The organism is Frankia sp. AgB32, assembly GCF_023243045.1.
In the GTDB taxonomy this organism is placed as follows: Bacteria; Actinomycetota; Actinomycetes; order Frankiales; family Frankiaceae; genus Frankia.
Genome location: NZ_JALKFX010000012.1, coordinates 45,303 through 64,526, shown reverse-complemented (window position 1 = coordinate 64,526; position 19,224 = coordinate 45,303). Strand labels below are relative to the sequence as shown.

13 protein-coding genes are annotated in these 19,224 nt (G+C 74.9%); 7 read left to right on the top strand and 6 right to left on the bottom strand.

The features are described from left to right. Positions 1-62 precede the first annotated feature (62 nt). Positions 63-1,565, top strand: a complete 1,503-nt coding sequence (relB, locus tag MXD60_RS05965) for a type II toxin-antitoxin system RelB family anti-toxin (RefSeq protein ID WP_248817957.1) — start codon at positions 63-65, stop codon at positions 1,563-1,565. Here the strand turns inward: relB and MXD60_RS05960 are convergent. Further along, positions 1,541-3,595, bottom strand: a complete 2,055-nt coding sequence (locus MXD60_RS05960) for an NAD-binding protein (RefSeq protein ID WP_248817956.1) — start codon at positions 3,593-3,595, stop codon at positions 1,541-1,543. The two genes, relB and MXD60_RS05960, sit on opposite strands and share 25 nt — an antisense overlap. Before the next feature lie 249 nt (positions 3,596-3,844). Between MXD60_RS05960 and MXD60_RS05955 the strand changes: the two genes are divergently transcribed. Then, positions 3,845-6,613, top strand: coding sequence for a tetratricopeptide repeat protein (locus tag MXD60_RS05955; protein ID WP_248817955.1), 2,769 nt, complete (start codon positions 3,845-3,847; stop codon positions 6,611-6,613). Positions 6,614-6,625: 12 nt separating this feature from the next. Here the strand turns inward: MXD60_RS05955 and MXD60_RS05950 are convergent, their stop codons facing one another. Beyond that, positions 6,626-7,891 (bottom strand): 4-hydroxybenzoate polyprenyltransferase, encoded by a 1,266-nt coding sequence (locus tag MXD60_RS05950; protein ID WP_248817954.1) that lies wholly within the window; start codon positions 7,889-7,891, stop codon positions 6,626-6,628. A gap of 865 nt (positions 7,892-8,756) precedes the next feature. On the opposite strand from MXD60_RS05950, the gene MXD60_RS05945 reads away from it, so the two are divergent. Both MXD60_RS05945 and MXD60_RS28615 read left to right on the top strand, forming a co-directional pair. Then, positions 8,757-10,685, top strand: a complete 1,929-nt coding sequence (locus MXD60_RS05945; protein WP_248817953.1) for a toll/interleukin-1 receptor domain-containing protein — start codon at positions 8,757-8,759, stop codon at positions 10,683-10,685. Between the two features lie 11 nt (positions 10,686-10,696). Next, positions 10,697-10,819, top strand: a complete 123-nt coding sequence (locus MXD60_RS28615; protein ID WP_283097874.1) for a hypothetical protein — start codon at positions 10,697-10,699, stop codon at positions 10,817-10,819. 132 nt (positions 10,820-10,951) lie between these two features. Here MXD60_RS28615 and MXD60_RS05940 read toward each other — a convergent pair whose 3' ends face one another. Next, positions 10,952-11,386 (bottom strand): hypothetical protein, encoded by a 435-nt coding sequence (locus tag MXD60_RS05940; protein WP_248817952.1) that lies wholly within the window; start codon positions 11,384-11,386, stop codon positions 10,952-10,954. Between the two features lies 1 nt (position 11,387). On the opposite strand from MXD60_RS05940, the gene MXD60_RS05935 reads away from it, so the two are divergent. Next, a complete protein-coding gene (locus MXD60_RS05935) occupies positions 11,388-11,732 on the top strand; it encodes a hypothetical protein (protein ID WP_248817951.1) in 345 nt (114 codons plus the stop codon). A 22-nt stretch (positions 11,733-11,754) separates the two neighbouring features. On the opposite strand, the gene MXD60_RS05930 is transcribed toward MXD60_RS05935, so the two are convergent. Together MXD60_RS05930 and MXD60_RS05925 are read right to left on the bottom strand one after the other, a co-directional pair. After that, positions 11,755-14,010 (bottom strand): acetyl/propionyl/methylcrotonyl-CoA carboxylase subunit alpha, encoded by a 2,256-nt coding sequence (locus MXD60_RS05930; protein WP_248817981.1) that lies wholly within the window; start codon positions 14,008-14,010, stop codon positions 11,755-11,757. 460 nt (positions 14,011-14,470) lie between these two features. Next, complete coding sequence (locus tag MXD60_RS05925) at positions 14,471-16,078, bottom strand: carboxyl transferase domain-containing protein (protein ID WP_248817980.1); 1,608 nt, start codon at positions 16,076-16,078, stop codon at positions 14,471-14,473. A gap of 393 nt (positions 16,079-16,471) precedes the next feature. Between MXD60_RS05925 and MXD60_RS05920 the strand changes: the two genes are divergently transcribed. Continuing rightward, a complete protein-coding gene (locus tag MXD60_RS05920; protein WP_248817950.1) occupies positions 16,472-16,903 on the top strand; it encodes an SRPBCC family protein in 432 nt (143 codons plus the stop codon). A gap of 123 nt (positions 16,904-17,026) precedes the next feature. Here the strand turns inward: MXD60_RS05920 and MXD60_RS05915 are convergent, their stop codons facing one another. Further along, positions 17,027-18,361: a DUF5925 domain-containing protein gene (locus MXD60_RS05915; protein ID WP_248817949.1), complete on the bottom strand. Its 1,335-nt coding sequence runs from the start codon at positions 18,359-18,361 to the stop codon at positions 17,027-17,029. A gap of 228 nt (positions 18,362-18,589) precedes the next feature. On the opposite strand from MXD60_RS05915, the gene MXD60_RS05910 reads away from it, so the two are divergent. Continuing rightward, a partial coding sequence (locus MXD60_RS05910; protein WP_248817948.1) for a DUF3710 domain-containing protein occupies positions 18,590-19,224 on the top strand: 635 nt, incomplete at its 3' end.

Sequence of the window (19,224 nt, the reverse complement as noted above, 5' to 3'; positions counted from 1 at the left end):
AGCGAATCCTGTAAATGGCGTGTTGGCAGCGGGCGGACTATCCTCCGGTTCAGGAGGAACCGATGCAGAAGACATTTGTCGGGACCAGGCTGCGGGAACTGCGCGAGGAACGGGCGATGAGCCAGGTGGAGCTGGCCCGGCTGCTCGACATCTCGCCGAGCTATCTGAACCAGATCGAGCACAACTCCCGGCCACTCACCGTCCCCGTCCTGCTGCGTATCACCGAGGCATTCGGCGTCGACGCCGGTTTCTTCGCCGCCCACGACGTGACCCGGCTCATCGCCGAGGTCCGCGAGGTGCTTTCCGACGCCACGCTCGGCCTGGCCGTGCCGGAGTCGGACGCCGCCGCCCTCGCCGAGCAGCTGCCGCGCAGCGCCCACGCGCTGATCACGCTGCACCGGCGCTACCGGCAGGCGGGCGAGCGCCTCGCCGCGCTCACCGGCGCCCGCGGCCCGGAGCCGGCCGGCCCGGCGCCGGCGCCGATGCCGGACGAGGAGGTCCGCGACTTCTTCTACCAGCGGCAGAACTACGTCGGTGCACTCGACGAGGCAGCCGAGCGGCTCGCCGCCGAGATCGGCCTGTCGCCCGGCCGGCTGCTCACCAACCTCGCCGACCGCCTCGCCCACCACGGCGTCCGCGTGCACATCCGCGAACCGGACCGATCCGACCCGGACCGGATCGGCTCCGCCGAGGACGGCGACGGCCGGGCCCCCGACCGGGAGCTCGCGCCCGACCGCACCCTCGACGCGGACGAGCTGCACCGGTTCGACCAGCAGACGCGGGTGCTGACCCTCGCGCGGCAGCTGAACCCCGGCCAGCGGGCGTTCCGGATGGCCCTGCAGCTCGGGTTCACCGAGTTCGACGGGCTGATCACCCGACTGACCGACGAGGGCATGCCGAGCGGCCCGGCGGCCCGCACGCTGACCCGGATCGGCCTGGGGAACTACTTCGCCGCCGCGCTCATCCTGCCGTACCAGGTTTTCCACGCCGCGGCGGAGCGTTTCCGCTACGACGTCGAACGGCTTTCCGGACATTTCGGCATGGGTTTCGAGACGATCTGCCACCGGTTGAGCACGCTACAGCGGCCACGCGCCCGGGGCGTGCCGTTCTCGTTCATCCGGGTGGACCGGGCCGGGAACATGTCGAAACGGCAGTCCGCCACCGGATTCCATTTCTCCCGGGCCGGCGGGACCTGCCCGCTGTGGAATGTCTACGAGGCACTCGCCGCGCCCGGCCGGATTCACACCCAGATCGCGACGATGCCGGACGGGCGAAGTTACTTCTGGATTGCCCGCACGGTGAGCAGTGCCTATGGCCGGTATGGCCGGCCGGGTAAGACGTTCGCGATCGGGCTGGGCTGCGAACTGCGTCATGCTCATCGCCTGGTGTATTCGACCGGGCTGAACCTGGACGATCCGGCGGCCGCCGTGCCGATCGGCATCGGCTGCAAGGTCTGCGAACGGGTCGGCTGCGCGCAGCGGGCGTTCCCGCAGATCGGCCGCGCCCTGGCGCTGGACGCCAACCGCGGCACGTTCGCCCCCTATCCGCCCGACGGCCACCCCTGAGACGGCTCCGACGCGGGCGGCGCGGCCTCGGCCTGCTCCGGCTTCGGTTCGCGCGGCGGCGGGTGGCCGGGCCGCTGGTTGCGCCGCACCATGTCGACGATCCCGCCGACCGGGCCGACGACGATCAGCTTGTCGCCGGGGCGCAGCCGGGTGTGCCGGCCGGGCCGGTAGTCGGGTTCGTCCGTCGCCGCGGTCGTCACGGCGAGCACCCGGGTGCCGGTGGACAGTTCGCGCAGCGTCGGGCCGGCGAGGCCGCCGCCGGCGCGCACGATCATCCGGGCGACGAGGAACGGCGTGCGCTGCACGTAGAAGGCACTGATCACGTCGTAGCCCAGCGCCGCCCCGACGAGGTAGGGGGTGGCGAGGGCGGCGGCGTCGCGCGCGGTGTGGATGCCGAAACGTCGTTCGACCTCGTCGGCCATCGACGACTCGACGATCCGCAGCACCACCCGCAGGTCCGCCGGGTGATGCCCGTCGCCGCGGCGGCCGCCGGCCCGCCCGTAGGAACGCCCGCCGGAGCGCCGCGCGAGCTCCCGCGCGGCCCGGGTGCCGCGCAGCTCGTCGTGCGCCTCCCGGGCGGAGAGCACCGTCTCCAGGTTCGCCACGCCGTCGCTGGTCAGCGCGGCGATCGTGGTCGCGTGGGCGAGACCGGCCTCCAGCAGGGTGGACCGGACGGTCCCGTCGCCGAGGATCACGGGCACGCCGCGTTCCCGGGCGACCGGCAGGTACCGGTTGTTCTCGTCCCGTTCGATGACGACGACCTGCCGGCCGGCGCGCAGCAGGCCGTCCATGGTGGCCACGCCGACCGACCCGAGGCCGCAGAGGATGACGTGCCCGCGCACCGCGCCGGCCCGGCCGCGGCCCATCGCCCGCTCCAGGCGCCGGCTGATGATCACGTTGGTGATGAAGGCGTAGACGACGGCGATCGACAGCGCGCCGAGCAGCATCAGCGCGATCCCGAAGATCTGCAGCCACTCGTCGGCCGCGCCGAAGTTGAAGTCGCCGTACCCGACCGTGACCATCGTCTCGACGGTCAGGTAGAGCGCGTCGAGCGTGCCGAACCCGGGCGGCGCGGCCGCGTTGTGGTCGGCATAGGTCAGCGACAGGACCACCGTGCTGACGATCATGAGGGTGAACACGGCGCTGAGCGCCAACCGGAACGGCCGGTCGAGCTCGCCGCGGATGGCCGCGGCGATCTCGCGGATCCGGGCCGCCGTGCCCCGCCGGACCCGCGCCCCGCCCGCCGGCCCGGCGTCGCCGGCGCCGAGCTCGGCGAACAGCCGCGCGTCGTGCAGGCCCGACACGGTCATCCCCCGGTCGTGGAACTCGGTGAGCCGGCCGATCACAGTCAGCCGGTCCCCGGGACGCAGGGGCGTGTCGCGCGGCGGGCACACCTCGGCGTCGCGCGAGCCGGCGCGGCACAGCAGGATCGGGGTGAGGTCGCCGTAGCGGGTGCGGAAGGCCTCCCGGCCGGTGATCTCCTCCTCGATCACCGCGAACACCTCGGCGTCCGCCCGGGTCCCCATCGTGAAGGCGTGGGTGACGTCGGAGCGCACGCACGCCTCGACGAAACTCGGCCCGGCGAGCTCGGCGAGGTTGAGCACCCACACCTGGTCGAACGCGTCGGCGAGCTGGTCGCCGAGCTGCGCGTTGTTGACGTTGACGACGAGCCGGACGCCGGGGGCGACGTCGGCGGCGACCAGCGCGGTCTCCAGGTTGGGCAGGTCCGCCTCGTAGCACAGGACGACGGCGTGGGCCGTGGCAATGCCGGCGTCACGCAGCACCTCGGCGGCGTGCGGGCTTTCCACCAGTACCCGCACGCCCGACCGTTCGAGGCGCCGCCGGGCGGCCGGGGTGAGCCGGTCGTCGACGCCGACGACGGTGACACCGGAGTCCCGGAGCTGCTCCGCCAGCCGCACGCCCAGCCCTCCGAGGCCCGCCACGATGACGTGCCCGACACTCTCGGCGCCCGCCGCGGCGTCAGCGGCTGGCGGATCCGACGGCGGTGGCCGGTCAGGAGCCGTCGGCATCGCGTGTCCTCCCCCGGCGACGACGGCCCGGCACGGGCCCGCTGCCAGTTTCGCATGCCCGCCGCAGGTCGACGGGCCAGGGCCGCCGCCCCGCCGGCCGGGGCCGACCGGCGGCGCCGACGTGCCGTTTCCGTGACGGAACTGGCCTGTCCGTTATCGGACGTGTCTACCCACAGTCGTCAGGTCAGGGCAAGATTGGTCGCCTGATCCACGTCCGACCTGCTTCCTCTGCCAGCACGGGGTACCAGCGTGTCCGAACAGATCGACCCGACTGCGGTTACCACCTGCAAGGAGTTCGGGCGGGAGCTGACGGCGCTCCGGCTGCGCGCCGGGCTCAGCGTGCGCGACGTCGCCCGGGCCATCGGCGTCCCGACCAGCACCGCCGGCGGCTATTTCAGCGGCTCCCACCTGCCCGCCCTCAAACCAGCCGGCCTCGTCCCGGCGCTGCTGCGCGCCTGCGGCGTCACCAGCCCGGCGGACGTCGAGGCGTGGACGGCGGCGTGGCGGCGAGCCCGCCGCAGCCCTCGCACGGTCACCGATGGTGATGCCCGGCGCACGTCCGGCCAGCCGGGCCGCAGCGACGAAGCGCCTTCTCGGACGAACACCCACCCCGGCGCACCGGCCACGAACAGTGACGATGTCGCGGCGGACGGCGTCGCGGTGGTGCACCTCACGCTCAGGCCGCCGGTCGGCCGCCTGCACGGTCTGGTGGCCCTGCACGGGCGCGCCGACACCCTCGACCGACTGACCGCAGCGCTCCCGCACCCCGCTGTCGACGGAGGTGGGCCGAGCTGGCCAGGCGCGGCCGGCGCGAACGGCACGGGCACGGGCACCGGCACCGGCACCGGCACGGACGGGGACGGGGACGGGGACGGGCGCGAGGCGTGCAGGGTGCAGGTCCTGCACGGCCTCGGCGGGGTCGGCAAGAGCACCGTCGCGCTCGCCGTGGCCGCGAGGGCCCTCGACCGGGGCGTGACCAGCTGGTGGATCAACGCCGCCGGCCCCGGCGCGGTGGCGGCGGCCATGGCCGCGCTCGCCGTCGAGCTCGGTGCCTCCGAGCACCAGCTCGCCCAGGGTAGCCTCGCCGACCTGCTGTGGCGGCTGCTCGACGGCCTCGACCGGCCGTGGCTGCTCGTCATCGACAACGCCGACGACCCGGACACCGACCTCGGGCCACCCGGCGGCGGTGTCCTCGACGGCACCGGTCTGCTGCGGCCCGTCACCAGCCCGCGCGGCATGGTGATCGTCACCACGCGGGACGGTGCGGCCTGGTCCACCGACGTCAGCGACCAACCACCCGGGTGGCTCGCGCCGCACCGGCTGCGCCCGCTCACCCGCGCCGACGCCGGCCGGGCGCTGCACGATCTCGCCGGGGACGGCGCGGGCAGCCTGGCCGCCGCCGAGAGCCTCGCCGGCCGCCTCGGCGGCCTGCCGCTGGCGCTGCGCGTGGCCGGCCGGTATCTCGTCGAGACGGCGCGGATGCCGTCCCATCTCGACGGCGCCGAGGTCCTGCGCGGCTATGCCGCGTACGAGCAGGCGGTGCGGACCGGTCGGCCGGAGTCGGTGCTGCCCGACCTCGGCGGCCGGCTACCCGCCGGCGAGCCGGGCCGGCGCGGCGGCGGCGCGCCGGCCGGGGGACCCGCGCGGGACCGGGAGCGCGCGCTCGTCGGCCCGACCTGGGAGCTGTCCCTGCGGCTGCTCGCCGCGCAGGGCCGCGACCTGGCCCGGCCGCTGCTCACCCTGCTCGCCTGCCTCGGTGGCGCCCCCATCCCGATCGAGGCGCTCGACGCGACCGTGCTCGCCTCCTCGCCGCTGTTCCCGGGCCTGACGACCACCGGGTTGTGGACGCTGCTGCGGGCGCTCGCGGGGCACGGCCTCGTCGACCTGACAGCCGCCGGCGTGCCCGAATCCGCCGGGGCCTCGGCCGGCCCGGGGCGACGCGGGCAGCTCGCCGCGCGTGCCGACCAGGTCTGGTTGCACCCGCTGGTGCGCGACAGCTTCAGCCGGGCGGCGCACCGTTCGGGCCACGTCGAGGACTACCTGGAGACGGTCACGGCGCTGCTGGCCCGCGCCGCCCGCCGAGGGGATCCCCGCGACCCGGACAGCTGGCCGCGGTGGGCCCGGCTGCGCGGCCATGCCGATGCGGGTCTGGCAATGCTGCGCGCCCGGCAGGCGTGGCGGCTCGACGGGCTGACCGAGCCGCGGCTGGCGCCGGACCTGCTGGTCCCCGCCACGCTCGCCGCCCGTTTCCTGCGGGCCACCGGCCATCTCACCGAGGCGGCCGCGATGTACGGCACGGTGCTCGCCGCCGGTCAGGCGCTGCTCGGCGACGACCACCCCGACGTGCTCCACGTCGAGCACGACCTGCTCCGGGTGCGTGCCGCCCAGGGTTTCCCCGGCGAGGCAGCGCGGGGCCTGCGCCGGGTCCTGGAGGAGCGGGCCCGGGTGCTCGGCCCGGAGGATCCGGACACGCTGATGACCCAGCACTACCTGGCTCGCGCCCTGCGCGAGTCCGGTCGGCCCGGCGAGGCGCTGGCGCTGTTCCGCCGCACCCTGGCCAGCCGGGAGAAGGTCCTCGTCGCGCGCCACCGGGACACGCTGACGACCCGCAACAACGTCGCGGACGTCCTCGTCGACCTGCGCCGGTGGGCCGACGCCGAGGAGACGCTGGCCCTGGTCTGTTCGGACCGGGTGGCCACGCTCGGGCCGGAGCATCCCGCGACCCTGGTGACCCGCCACCACCTGGCCCGACTGGCCTATCAGCGCGGTGCGCCGGACAGCGCCGCGGCGCGCACCGACGAGCTGGTGGTGGACTGTCTGCGGGTGCTCGGGCCGGACCATCCCCGCACCCTGGCGGCGATCGGCCTGCGCGGGCGGGTCGCCCACGCGCTCGGCCGCCTCGCCGAGGCCCACGCCGAACTCGCCGACGCGCACCAGCGCAGCCTGCGGGTACTCGGCCCGGGCCACGACACGACCCGTGTCCTGGCGCAGCTCGCCGACCTGGACGGCGCGGCCTGAGCCACCCGCGGCCTATCCCGCGGCCCCGCCGCCCGGACCGGGGTGCCGGTCGTCGTGATCCGGCCCGGGCCGCGGGCCGCCGTCATCCCGGCCCACCAGCGCCGCCGCCGACCATCGGGCGAGGACGAACGACCACCCGGCGGCGCCGGCCAGCAGCGCCACGCCCAGGGCCAGGGCCAGCCCCCCCGACAGTCGGCCGCCGGGGTCGGCGAGCAGCCAGCCGACGCACGCCAGGTGGACGGCGAGCAGGTTCAGCCGGACGAATCCGCCGCCGCGCGCCCGCGCCGAGCGGATCGGGTCGAGCCCGGGAGCGCCCGACCGGATCAGCCGGACCAGCCGGACCGTGCCGGCGAGGCCCGCGGCGAGCGCGCCGACCGCGGCCACCGCGCGGTCCAGCCCGAGTCCGCCGCCGGGCGCCGCCGGCCCGCCCGGCGACGCGGCGAGCAGGTCCGGAGCCGCCGGGCCGCCCCCCCCCGGGCCCGCGGGGGGCCCGGTCCCCGCCCCCGGGGGGCCGGCCGGGCGGGCCCCCGCCGGGGCCCCGTACACGAGCGCGACGTACGGCGCCGGCAGGACGAAGCCGCTCGGCCGGCGCAGGCGCACCCCGCTGGCCAGCGCCGCGGTGCGCCGGTGGGTGAGCCGGTCCGTGGGCAGGTCGCGCAGGTCGGCGACGGTGGCGCCGGCGACGGTCGCGCCGAGGCCGAACGCGGCGCTGAGCGCGAGCGTGGCCGCGCCCATCCGGCCACCGGTGGCGAGCACGCCCAGGGGCAGTCCGCCGGCGAGCGTGACCGACACGAGCGGCCACCGCAGCCACCGCAGCGGCCCGCCCGCCCCCCGCAGCCAGGCCAGCCCGCCCCGCAGGGCCACGATGCCCACGAAGCCGAGCCGGGTGCCGACGGTCGGCGCCGCGAGCAGGCCGCCCGCGGCCACGGCGGCGCCCCCCAGCGCCGCCAGGCCCGCCAGCGGGCCGCGCCCGACCGCGCCCCGCACCAGTGCACTGCCCTGGCGGTCGGGGTTGATCTGGTCAGCGCCGAGACAGGCGACGGCGTCGAGCAGCCGGCCCGCCGCCGACAGCAGCGTGCCCGCGAGGGCGAGGAGCAGCACGGGCCCGAGCCGGGGATGGGCGACGGCCAGTCCACCGACGGCGAAGGGAACGGCGTCGGCCAGCGCCGTGCCGGGCCGGGCCAGCGTGATCCCCGCGGCGAGGCCGCGCGCGACCGACCGCCGTCCCGGCGCACGCGGCCCTTGGCCATCCGGCTGGTGCGCGGCACGGCTGGTCATCCGACCTCACGATCATTTCCGGCGTCCCCGAAGCGCTGCGCTCACGATCAATCGCAGCCTGTTGAGGAAAACTCATTCCGGCCGGCCGGAAAAGCCGTCTCCGCATCGCCGGACAACCTCGTACGGACAGCGGCCGGTATTCAGCTCGCCACCGGACGGGTGACTGCGGCACCACGATCGCGTGGGTTCGGCCGTCCGACGACGAACGCCGAACGCCGGCAACCCCGAACGTATGCTGAAAAGCAAACTGGTGCCGCCCGCAGGCCCGGAGAAGGTGCTGGCGTGCGCACACCGGCGCCAAAAACGAGCAATTCTTAATCGAGGTCGCCGCAAGGCGGGTGGGGCGGACCGGGCACCGGATCGGGAGGCCGGGCGGTCACGTCGCGCGGTCCGCCCGCCGGAGCGGGCCTCCCCCCGACAGGCAGGTCCGCTCCGGCGACGGCCAGGAAGCGCACCGCCGACGGTCACCCCGGGCGAACCCCGGGGGCAGATCACGACCGGCGGCGGTCTTTCGGCTGGCCGCGTCCAGACAACCGCGTTCCGCGCGCCCCGCAAAGAGCGCGGCGCCACCTCCGTACAAGGTCGTACGCGGGACACCCCCAGCCGCGTCGACCGGTGCGGCGCTCGTCTGGAGTACCGGTGCCGACCGCGCCGCGGTAATGGCGGGTTCTCGCAGGGCCCGCCTTCACCGGCGGTATTCTCCGCCCTGTCGAGGGCGGGATCTCAGCCCGCCACCCGGCCGCCCGACAAAACTCTTGGCACCGACAACCACCGGTTGTCGGACAGCTTCGGTATCAGGCGCGGGCGGCCCCGCCCGAATCCGTTTTCCACAATCCGCGAGTACCTGTTCTCAGGAGTTTTGGCGATGTCCCTCTGGCTGGACGAACCGCTGCGGGGCGAGCTTGACCCGGCCGCCGCCCACGCCCTCTCGGCCTGGTGCAGCCAGACCGCGATCAGCCTGCGGCTGGTCCGGCGGCTCACCGGCGGGCGCTCCGCGGCGCTGGTGGCCGCCGTCCTCGAGGACGGTCCGCAGGGCGGCCGCCAGCTCGTCATGAAGCTGGACCGGGCCCCCGGCAGCACGGACGATCCCGAGCCGGGCGAGTACGCCCAGCACGCGCGGGCCCTGGCCGACGCCCCCGCCTTCGCCGGCCAGCACCTGACCCAGCCGGTCCACCAGCCGGTGTCGGTCGGGGACGGCCGGTGGTTCGCCTTCCAGCGGGTCGCCGGCGGCGGCCTGCGCGATCCGATCACGCTGCACACCCTGCTCGACGCCGTGCTGCACCCGCCACGGCCCTCCCGCGGCTCCCCCGCCCGGTCCGCCGGCCCGCGGCCGCTGTTCCCCAGTCCCCGCCCCGGTGCCGCGGCCTTCGCCGAGGCCAGCGCCGCGATCACCCGGTCGGTGCTGGACGGGTGGGCGGGCCGCGCGCAGGTGCCCTCGATGGGCGTGCCGGACATCCTGCGCAGCCAGCTCGGGCAGCGCCTCGCCCCCGGCGGCGCCCGGGCGCGCGCCGCCGACGCCCACCGTGGCTGCACCATCACCGTCGAGGACGAGGACGGGCCGCTGCCCAACCCGTTCGCGCTGATCCTCGACACCGACCGCCACGGCGGGCTCGCGCTGCCCACGTTCGTCGGGCGGGCCCACGGCGACCTGCACGTCGAGAACGTCCTCGTCCCCGCCTCCCTGCACGACGTCGCCGCGTCGTTCCAGCTCATCGACCTGTCCCGCTACCGCCCCGACGCCGTGCTCACCTGGGACCCGACCCACCTCGTGCTGCACGTGCTGGCCCGCACGCTGGTCGACCTCTCCCCGGCCCAGCGCGACGCCACCATCGATCTGCTGCTCGACCCGGACCTCGACGGCGACCTCGTCCCACTGTGGCTGTCGTCGTTCGTCGGCGCGGTCCGCACGGCCGGCGAGGACTGGGCGCGCCAGGCGGATCTGGTCGACCAGTGGCGGGACCAGGTGCCGCTGTCGCTGCTGGCCGGCGCGCTGGCCTGTCACGTCCGGGCGTCGACCCGCCCGCAGGACCGTGCCTGGTTCCTGCGCCTCGCCGCGAACGCCGCCGCGGCCATCCTCGACCAGCACGCTCCCCCGCCCGCGGCCGCCGGCACCCGCCGCACCGGCGGCGACCAGGACGCGGGCCAGCCCGGCGGGGCAGCGGCCAGCGCGCGGTCCGGCTGGTCTGCCGACCGGATCGCCGACGACGGGAACGCCGAGCACGGGAACGCCGAGCACGGGAACGCCGAGCACGGGAACGCCAACGGTGCCCAGCCGTCCCGGCAGCACACCGACGACGGCGCGGCCCCGGCCGGTCACCGGGACAGCCGGGAGGTGCGGGGCAGGGCGGATGCCCCGGCGCACGCCGGCGCCCCGCCCACCGTCGCGACCGGCCGGGGCAGTGCGCGGACGCCCGCTGCGGGCGACGCCGAGCTGGTCGTCTCGTACGCCGCGGCCGACCGGCCCTGGGCGGCCTGGATCAGCTGGCATCTGGCATCGGCGGGCTGGCGCGTCGGAACGCTCGAACCCGCCGCGCCGCCGGCCGGGCCCAGGCCACGGCCGGCGCCGGCCGGCGGCTCGCCGTACCTGCTCGTCGTGCTGTCCCCGACCTACCTGGACCCCGGCCCGGCCACGGCCGGCACCGGCGGGCGGCCCTCGTTCGCCGTCCGGGTCGAGCCGTGCGAACCCCCGGACTGGCTCACGGGCGTCGACACGGTCGACCTCGTCGGCCTCGGCGAGAACGAGGCCCGCGCGGCCCTCGTCAATCGGCTGGCCCCGCCGTCGCGCGCCAGGTGAATCTCAAGGGCATGCGTGACGAGCTCGCCGCCGCGGCCGAGGGCCGGTTCCGCATCGAGCCGCCGATGTTCCACCTCGTCGGCATCCCGTCCTACCTCATACTCGCGGAACTCGCGGTCGCAGAAATGTGCTGAACCCTGGTCACGAAGAAGTCACATTCGGCGACGACTGGTCCGACTCGGAGCGTTCAGTGTGGTGATGTGCTGTCGTAGCTTATCGGAACCTCGAGGCGCGAACGACGGCCGGGATGCCGGTTCAGACGGCCGTCAGCGTGGGTTGGAACTGTAGGGGTCACGAAGCGGCTGCGAGGCGTGGGCGGCGCGGATCGTCCGTTCGGCCTCGGCAGCGACGCCCGCCGCGATGTACCGCTGGGTCCGACCATGTCCGATCTCCTCGATCAGTCCTGCGGCCTTTAGGCCCTGCAGGTCTCGTATCGCCTGATCACGGGTCAATCCCTCGCCACGGGCATAGGTCACCCGGCGTGCGCCTTCCCGGCGAGTTGCGGCGTAAAGGGCTGCGACCGACCGCTCCCCCAACCTGGCCGCAGCGACCTGATCGGTCAGGATTCGCCAGGACTTGGCCGCAAGGTCGAGCCACCGCTGGACGATCAGCTCTGGAACCTGCGCCGCGTCCGGCCCGGTGTAGCCGCAGGCAAGGGTAATACGCCTGGTCAGCAAAGTGCTACGCGGCCGGCTGCCCACGGTGCACTATCCGGCGGCGCTACGGGAACAGCCGCCCAGGGTCTGGTGGGACAACGCGCGGCTGACCTTCGACTACGCCCGGGTCAACCACGCCCGCCATGGCAGGCTGGCCCAGTGCGCCGGACTGGTCGCCCAGGCAACCTCGCAGGCCGCACACGCCGTGCTCGTGGCGCGCGGCGAATGGGTCACCAACGACAGGACCCTGCTCACCCGCGCGGACCTGCGCCAGGTCGACCACCTCATCGCGGAGACCCACGCCGATCCGGCCGCCGCCCGCAGGCTCGTGGACGACTCCGAGAAGCTGTGCGCGGCGGCAGTGCCGGCCGTGTTCCACCCATTGCCCTGACCTGTCAGGCTGCCCTGACCTGTCAGGCTGCGGACGGCGGCAGCGCGGCGCCGGCCGGCGGGGGGGCCGCGCCCGGCGGGGGGGCGAGGGTCGGCGGGGAGACGGCGGCCAGCGGCGAGACGATCGCGAGCGGCTGATCCAGCGCGACCTGGTCGCCGTCGCGGGCGAGCAGGTCGGTGACGACGCCCGCGACGGGAGCGCTGACGGGATGCTCCATCTTCATCGCCTCGACGACCAGCAGGGGCTGCCCCGCGGCGACGGCCGTGCCTGCCTCGACGAGCACGGCGATGACGGTCCCCGGCATCGGGCTGCGCGCCTCGCCGTCCCCCGCCGCCCCGGCGCCCCGCACGGGCGCCGACACCGCCTCGGCCAGTCCCCACGCGCGGCCGTCCCGGCCGAGCCAGAGCAGTTCCTGGGCGCCATCGCCCGCCGGGCCGGGCGCCCAGGCGAACGACCAGCGGGTCGTGACCGGGCCAGCCGCGATCAGCAGCTCGTCGCCGAGCACGCGCACCGACGCGGCAACCGGCGGCCCGTCGGCGACCCGCAGCCGGGCGGCGGCCGGTGTCCCGCGGACCGACACCCGCACGGTCGACGGCGGCGCGGCCTCGGCCGGCTCGGCGGCGACCAGCCCGGCGCGACGGTCCGGACCACCCGCCGCCGGGTCCCCGGCCGCGTCGGGTGCCGCCGGGTCGTCCGCGGCGGTGGCGGTGGCCGTGGCCGCGTCGTTGTGGTTGCCGCCGGCCGCGGGGCCGCCGGCCTCGCCGGGAACGCTCCGCCTGGCCGACGGGAGCCGAACATCCCAGGTCAGCCAGGCGGGTTCGCCGGGACGCCAGCCGGAGGGAACGTCCCACGGGTCGACCAGCGGGCCGGTGGGCTGCAGGGCGAGCAGCCGGGCCAGAGCGTAGCCGAAGATCGCCTCGGTGGGTGGCTCGTCGTCGGCGAGCGCCGCGAGATCACGTTCGACCAGCCCGGTGTCGAGCCGGCCGGAGCGGACGTCGGGATGAGCGAGCAGCGCGCGCAGGAAACCGATGTTGGTGATGACGCCGAGCAGCACGGTGCTGGCGAGGGCCGCGTCGAGACGGGCGATCGCGCTCTGCCGGTCCGCGCCCCATGCGATGATCTTCGCGAGCATCGGGTCGTAGGCGGTGCCGACGGTGTCGCCGGTGGCGAGGCCGGCGTCGACCCGCAGCGCGAGGCCGGACGGCTCGCGGAACGCGAGGACCTCGCCGCCGGTCGGCAGGAAACCGCGGGCGGGATCCTCGGCGTAGACGCGGGCCTCGACGGCGTGCCCGGTGATGCGGACGTCGGCCTGACCGAACCGCAGGGGCTCGCCGGCGGCGATCCGGATCTGCTCGGCGACGATGTCCACTCCGGTGACCAGTTCGGTGACCGCGTGCTCCACCTGCAGGCGGGTGTTCATCTCCATGAAGTAGAACTCGTCGGGCGCGTCGGCGGACATGATGAACTCGACCGTGCCCGCTCCGACGTAGCCGACGGCGACGGCGACGGCGACCGCGGCGGCACCGATCCGCTCCCGGGTGCGCGGGTCGAGCAGCGGCGAGGGCGCCTCCTCGATGATCTTCTGGTGGCGCCGTTGCAGGCTGCACTCGCGCTCGCCGAGGTGCAGCACGGTGCCGTGGCCGTCCGCGAGGATCTGCACCTCGACATGGCGCGGCCGGGCGATGAGCCGTTCCACGAACAGGGTGTCGTCGCCGAACGCGGCGGCGGACTCCCGGCGGGCCGAGGCGAGCGCCGCGGCCATCCCCGCGGGTTCGCGCACGATCCGCATGCCCTTGCCGCCGCCGCCCGCCGACGGCTTGACCAGCACCGGGTAGCCGAGCTGGCCGGCGGCCTCGGTGATCGCGGCGTCGCTCATGCCCGGTGCCGACCGACCGGGCACGACCGGGACGCCGACCTCCGCGACGGTCCGCCGGGCCAGGATCTTCTCGCCCATCACCTCGACGGCCTTGGCCGGCGGGCCGATGACGGTCACCCCGGCGGCCTCGCAGGCCCGGAAGAACTCCGCGTTCTCGGCGAGGAAGCCGTAGCCGGGGTGGATCGCCTGTGCCCCGGACAGCCGGGCGGCCTCGAGGACCGCGCCGATGTCGAGGTAGCTTTCGCGGGGCGGCGTGGGCCCGAGCCGCACCGCCACGTCGGCCTCGCGGACGTGACGGGCCCCGGCGTCCGCATCGGAGTAGACGGCGGCGGCCCGGATCCCGAGGTCCCGCAGGGTGCGGATGATCCGCACGGCGATCTCACCGCGGTTCGCCACGAGCACGCAGGTGAACCCCTGCCCGTCGGCGCGCGGCGCACCTCCAGCCGCCGCCCCGGCGGCCGACGCCGCACCGCCTGACGCCGCACCGCCCGACAGCACACCGGCCGACGTCGCTGCGGACGTCAGCGCACCAGCGGTCGGCGCACCGGGCGCACCGGCGTCGGTGGCCCCCGCACCAGCGGCGACGTCACCACCCGGGCCGGTGTCCGCCGGCGCGACAGCGCCCGGGCCGGCCTGCGCCGGTGGGGCGCCGGTGGTGCGCGGCGTCACGCCGTTCTGGCCCGGTCCGTCGCCGGGCCCGCCGGGGGCCGCCCGACCGGCACCCTGGCCACCCGTCGTGCCGTTGTTACCCGTGGTCAGGTCAGTGGCTGACAACCTGTTCCCCCACACTCTCCGCCATCCGTGCTGTCCACTGACTCCCGGCGAACGGGACGCGCGACCACGCCGCCGCCCGCCAGCAGTTTCACATCCGAAACACTCCGTACCCAATCGGGTCGAGCTGCGCGTTCGCCGCGACCGACAGTCCCAGACCGAGCACCATACGGGTGTCAGCCGGATCGATCACCCCGTCGTCCCACAGCCGCGACGTGGAGTGGTAGGCGCTGCCCTGCTCGGCGTAGCGGTCGAGGATCGGCGTGCGGAAGGCGGCCTCGTCGGCGTCGCTCCACTCGACGCCGGCCGCGGTGAGCTGGTCGCGGCGGACGGTCGCGAGCACGGCCGCCGCCTGGTCACCGCCCATCACGGAGATCCGCGCGGTCGGCCACATCCACAGGAACCGCGGCGAATACGCCCGTCCGCACATGGAGTAGTTGCCCGCACCGTACGAGCCGCCGATCACCACGGTGAACTTCGGCACCCGCGCGCACGCCACCGCGTTGACCATCTTCGCGCCGTGCTTGGCGATGCCGGCGGCCTCGTACTCGCGGCCGACCATGAAGCCGGTGATGTTCTGCAGGAACACCAGCGGGATGCCGCGCTGGTCGCACAGTTCGATGAAGTGCGCGCCCTTGAGGGCCGACTCGCCGAACAGCACGCCGTTGTTCGCGATGATGCCGACGGGATGACCGTGCAGCCGCGCGGTGCCGGTCACCAGCGTCGTGCCGTACTCCTGCTTGAACTCGGCGAACCGGCTGCCGTCGGCGATGCGGGCGATGACCTCACGCACGTCGAACGGCGTCCGCCCGTCCGGCGGGACCGCCGCGTACAGGCCGGCCGGGTCGACGGCGGGCTCCTCGACCGGCTCGACCTGCCACGGCCGCGGCGCCCGTGGCGCCAGGTTCGCCACGATCGAGCGGACGATGCGCAGTGCGTGCCGGTCGTCGTCGGCCAGGTGATCGGTCACCCCGGAGGTGCGCGCGTGCAGCAGGCCGCCGCCGAGCTCCTCGGCCGTCACGACCTCACCGGTCGCGGCCTTCACCAGCGGCGGCCCACCCAGGAAGATCGTCCCCTGGTCGCGGACGATGACCGTCTCGTCGGCCATCGCGGGAACGTAGGCGCCGCCGGCCGTGCAGGAGCCGAGGACCGCGGCGATCTGGGCAATACCGAGCGCCGACATCCGGGCCTGGTGGTAAAAGATGCGGCCGAAATGGTCCCGGTCCGGAAAAACCTGGTCCTGAAGGGGCAGAAACGCTCCGCCAGAATCCACCAGGTAGATACAGGGAAGCCGGTTGTTCATCGCGACTTCCTGCGCGCGCAGATGTTTCTTCACCGTCAACGGGTAGTATGTTCCACCCTTCACGGTGGCGTCGTTGGCGACGATGACACATTCCCGGCCAGCCACCCGGCCGATTCCGGTGATGATGCCCGCGCCCGGCACCGGATCGTCATACAGACCGTTCGCGGCGAGCGGGGAGAGTTCCAGGAACGGGCTGCCCCGGTCGAGCAACGCGTCCACCCGGTCGCGGGGCAGCAGCTTGCCGCGGTCGACATGGCGAGCCCGGGCCTGCTCGGAACCGCCGACGGCAGCGACGGCCAACCGCTCCTGCAGATCGGTCACGGCATGCCAGTGGCCCTCGGCGTTTCGCCGTGCCTGCTCCCCCGCCGCGTCGACCCGACTGGTCAGGACCGGCATCGCCGAGGCGCGGCGCACCTCGGCGGTGGGCCGGTCCCCGACGATTGCGGCGTCCACCGCGGTCACGGTCACCCCCACAACAACGACCAAGCAGTAAATAGGACGTATTCCCAGGTCAACCGCTGCCAATCCCGCACGTCCGGCGTTGTGCCGGCCGCCACGCACGTAGGCCGGACCAACCGTCACTCCGGACATCCCGGCCCGCGGAACTATCCACGCCGCCGCCGATCGAATTGCACCGGTTCACCCACTGCGGTTCACCATAGCCGCACTTCGCGCAGACATCGGTCATCCCCGACATCCGGCCTGGTCAGCCCCTATCCGCCCGCGCTGGCTGTCAGCCGCCGACCTCGTCGAGGTGTGCCACCTCGGCACGCAGGCTAACGTGCGGTCGTGGCCGCACTGTTCCTCGATGCCGCCGGGCCGGCCCGTGTCGCGGAAAGCTGGGAACGCTACGCCCAGCCAGCCCGCTGGCCGGACTGGGCGCCGCAGATCCGTCGCGTGCGCATCGACGGCTACGGCGACGCGGACGACGGCCGCATCCATCCGGGCATGACCGGCGAGGTCTGGTCGTTCGTGCCGCCCGCCGCCCGGTTCGTCATCACCGCCGTCGACGAGCTCGCCCACACCTGGTCCTGGCGGGTCGCGCTCGGCCCGCTGCGCCTGACTCTCGACCACGGCGTCGAGCCCTGCCTCGACGCGGGCACCGCCACGTGGCTGCACCTGCACGGCCCGCTGCCGGTCGTCCTCGCCTACGCGCCACTCGCCCGGCTCGCCCTGCGCCGCCTCGTCAGCGCCGACGTGCCCGCGAAGACCGCGTTCTGACCTGGCCGGACGGCTGCCGGTCCGGTCCACGGCACGGTCCACGACCCGCCGCGACCACTCGTCGGGGGCACCCGCCACGAGCGGCCGCGCGGCGGGTGCCCCCGACGATCCAGAGGTGACGATCTAGAGGTACAGGCCGTGGCTGGGATCGCTGCGGGTCGGGCGGGGCAGGCCGCGCCCGTCGCGCAGCGCGAACAGCTCGGCGAGCGTCATCGTCGACCCCACGCCCTCGGCCGACCCGAGCCAGGACACCGCCTCCCCGTGCGGCAGGGCGCCGACCTCGATCTGCGCGAGGCAACGGCCAGGTCGCACCACCGCCGGATGCAGCCGCAGCAGGTCCTCGTTGGTGGTCAGCGCGACGAGCACCTCGCGGCCCTGGCCGACCAGCCCGTCGGTCAGGTTGAGCAGCCGGGACAGCTGCTGGCCGGCCGAACCCCGGCCGTCGCCGCGGATCAGCTCGTCGCAGTCCTCGATCACCAGCAGGCGCCAGCGGCGCCCCGACGACTGCCCCATCCGGTCGGCGGCGGCGTCGATCACCCCACCCGGACCCGCGCCGTTCTCGGCGGTCGTCGGGCCGGCGAGTGCGGTGTCGGCGAGTGCGGTGTCGGCAGGTGCGGTGTCGGCAGGTGCGGTGTCGGCAGGTGCGGTGTCGGCGAGTGCGATGTCAGCGAGTGCGATGTCGGCATCCGCGTCCGCGTCGCCGTCGTCGTCGAACCCGATCGCGACCTCCATCAGGTAGGCCGGGTCGGCGAACAGGGACTCCGGGTCCAGCACGCAGTCGACCTGGCACCACGACCGCCACTCGTTCGCCAGCGCGCGCAACACCGTGGTCTTTCCGGTGCCGGCCGGCCCGTGCAGCAGGATCAGCCGGCCGACGATGGACTCGCGGCGGACCGCCATCAGCTTGTCCAGGTCCTCCACCGCCGTCGCGGCGTAGTTGGCGCGGATCGCCGACCAGTTCGTCGTCGCCGTCCGACGGCTGGTCCGGATCGGCCCGCGCTGGCTGGACAGGTACCAGAAGCCCATGGTGACGGCGCTCTCGGGACCGGTGTCGGCCGTCGACGCGCGCAGCACGTCGTCGAGGACGCCCCGGGCCAGCTGCTCGGTGACGGCCGTGACAGTCACCTCCCCGCCGCCCCCACGCCAGCGCACCGCCCGCACCGTCCAGCCCTCGCCCACGGCCAGGCGGGAGTCACGGGCTTCTTCGACAACGGAGCGCATCAGTCGGGCTCCGGTGGGCAACAGGGTCGCGCCAGGCCGGAGCCGGTCCACCCGCGCGCTGCGCGCCCATGGCTGTTCACCGGTCGTGAAGGGAGCCAGCGCGAGCGCGTCGACAACGTCGTACGGGGTGTCCGAGTCGTCGAGGCCGACGACGAACGGGAGCTTCATCCCTCCGTTCAGCGATTCGGAGACCATCCAGGACTTGGGCAGCGACGCTTTCTCGTTTGGAACAGACACGCTCCCGATGGTCCCGGACGCGTCAGGATTCCACCATCCCGTTACGGGATTTCTCCACCACGTCCCACCGACCTCGGTATGGGGGTGCCCGCCCGGGCGGGCACCCCCACCAGGCCGAGCCGGCGCCGCCCAGCACCCGCCTCCCGCCAGGCGGTCATCCCCGCCCCGGCGCGCCTACCCAGGGCGTTCGTTCTGTCACTGCAAGCTGCGGACAGGAGGTGGTCGGCGATGTTCGGCGGACGACTCGGCAGCAGACAGCGACGCAGCGCCGCGCCGGTGGTCGCGGCTGGCGGACCCAACCCGGCGCAGGGGACCGAGCAGGAGCCGGGAGCACCCCCGACCATCGGCCCCTTCGACCTCGCCGACCTGCCAGCCGACGGCCGGGAGCGCGCCGACTTCGGGGCGCTGCTGGTCCCCCGGGTGGCGGGCACCTGGCTGCGGCTGTCCCCCGCCGGCCCGGTGCCGGCGCTGGTCGTCACGGACAGCGTGTCCGCGGTGGAGCTGTCGGTGCTCGCCGCGCCGCGGCGCCAGGGGCTCTGGGCCACGATCCGCGCGGACCTGCTGGCCACCACCTCAGCCGCCCCCGACGGCGACGCCACGGAGGCCGACCTCGGCGCCGAGGAGCACACCACCCAGGGGGAACCGGCCGCCGCCGGCTGGTCCCCAGCCGGCGGGCCGGACAGTGTCGACCAGGGAGCGGCCGACCAGGGAGCGGCCGACCAGGGAGCCGCCGACCGGGGAGCCGCCAGCCAGGGAGCTTTCGACCAGGACGCGGGCCACCAGGATACGGCCGACCAGGTCGCCGCGGAGCTGGTGGGCGCGGAGCTGGACGCGGGGGGGGGGGGGGCGCGGCGGCGGGCGGG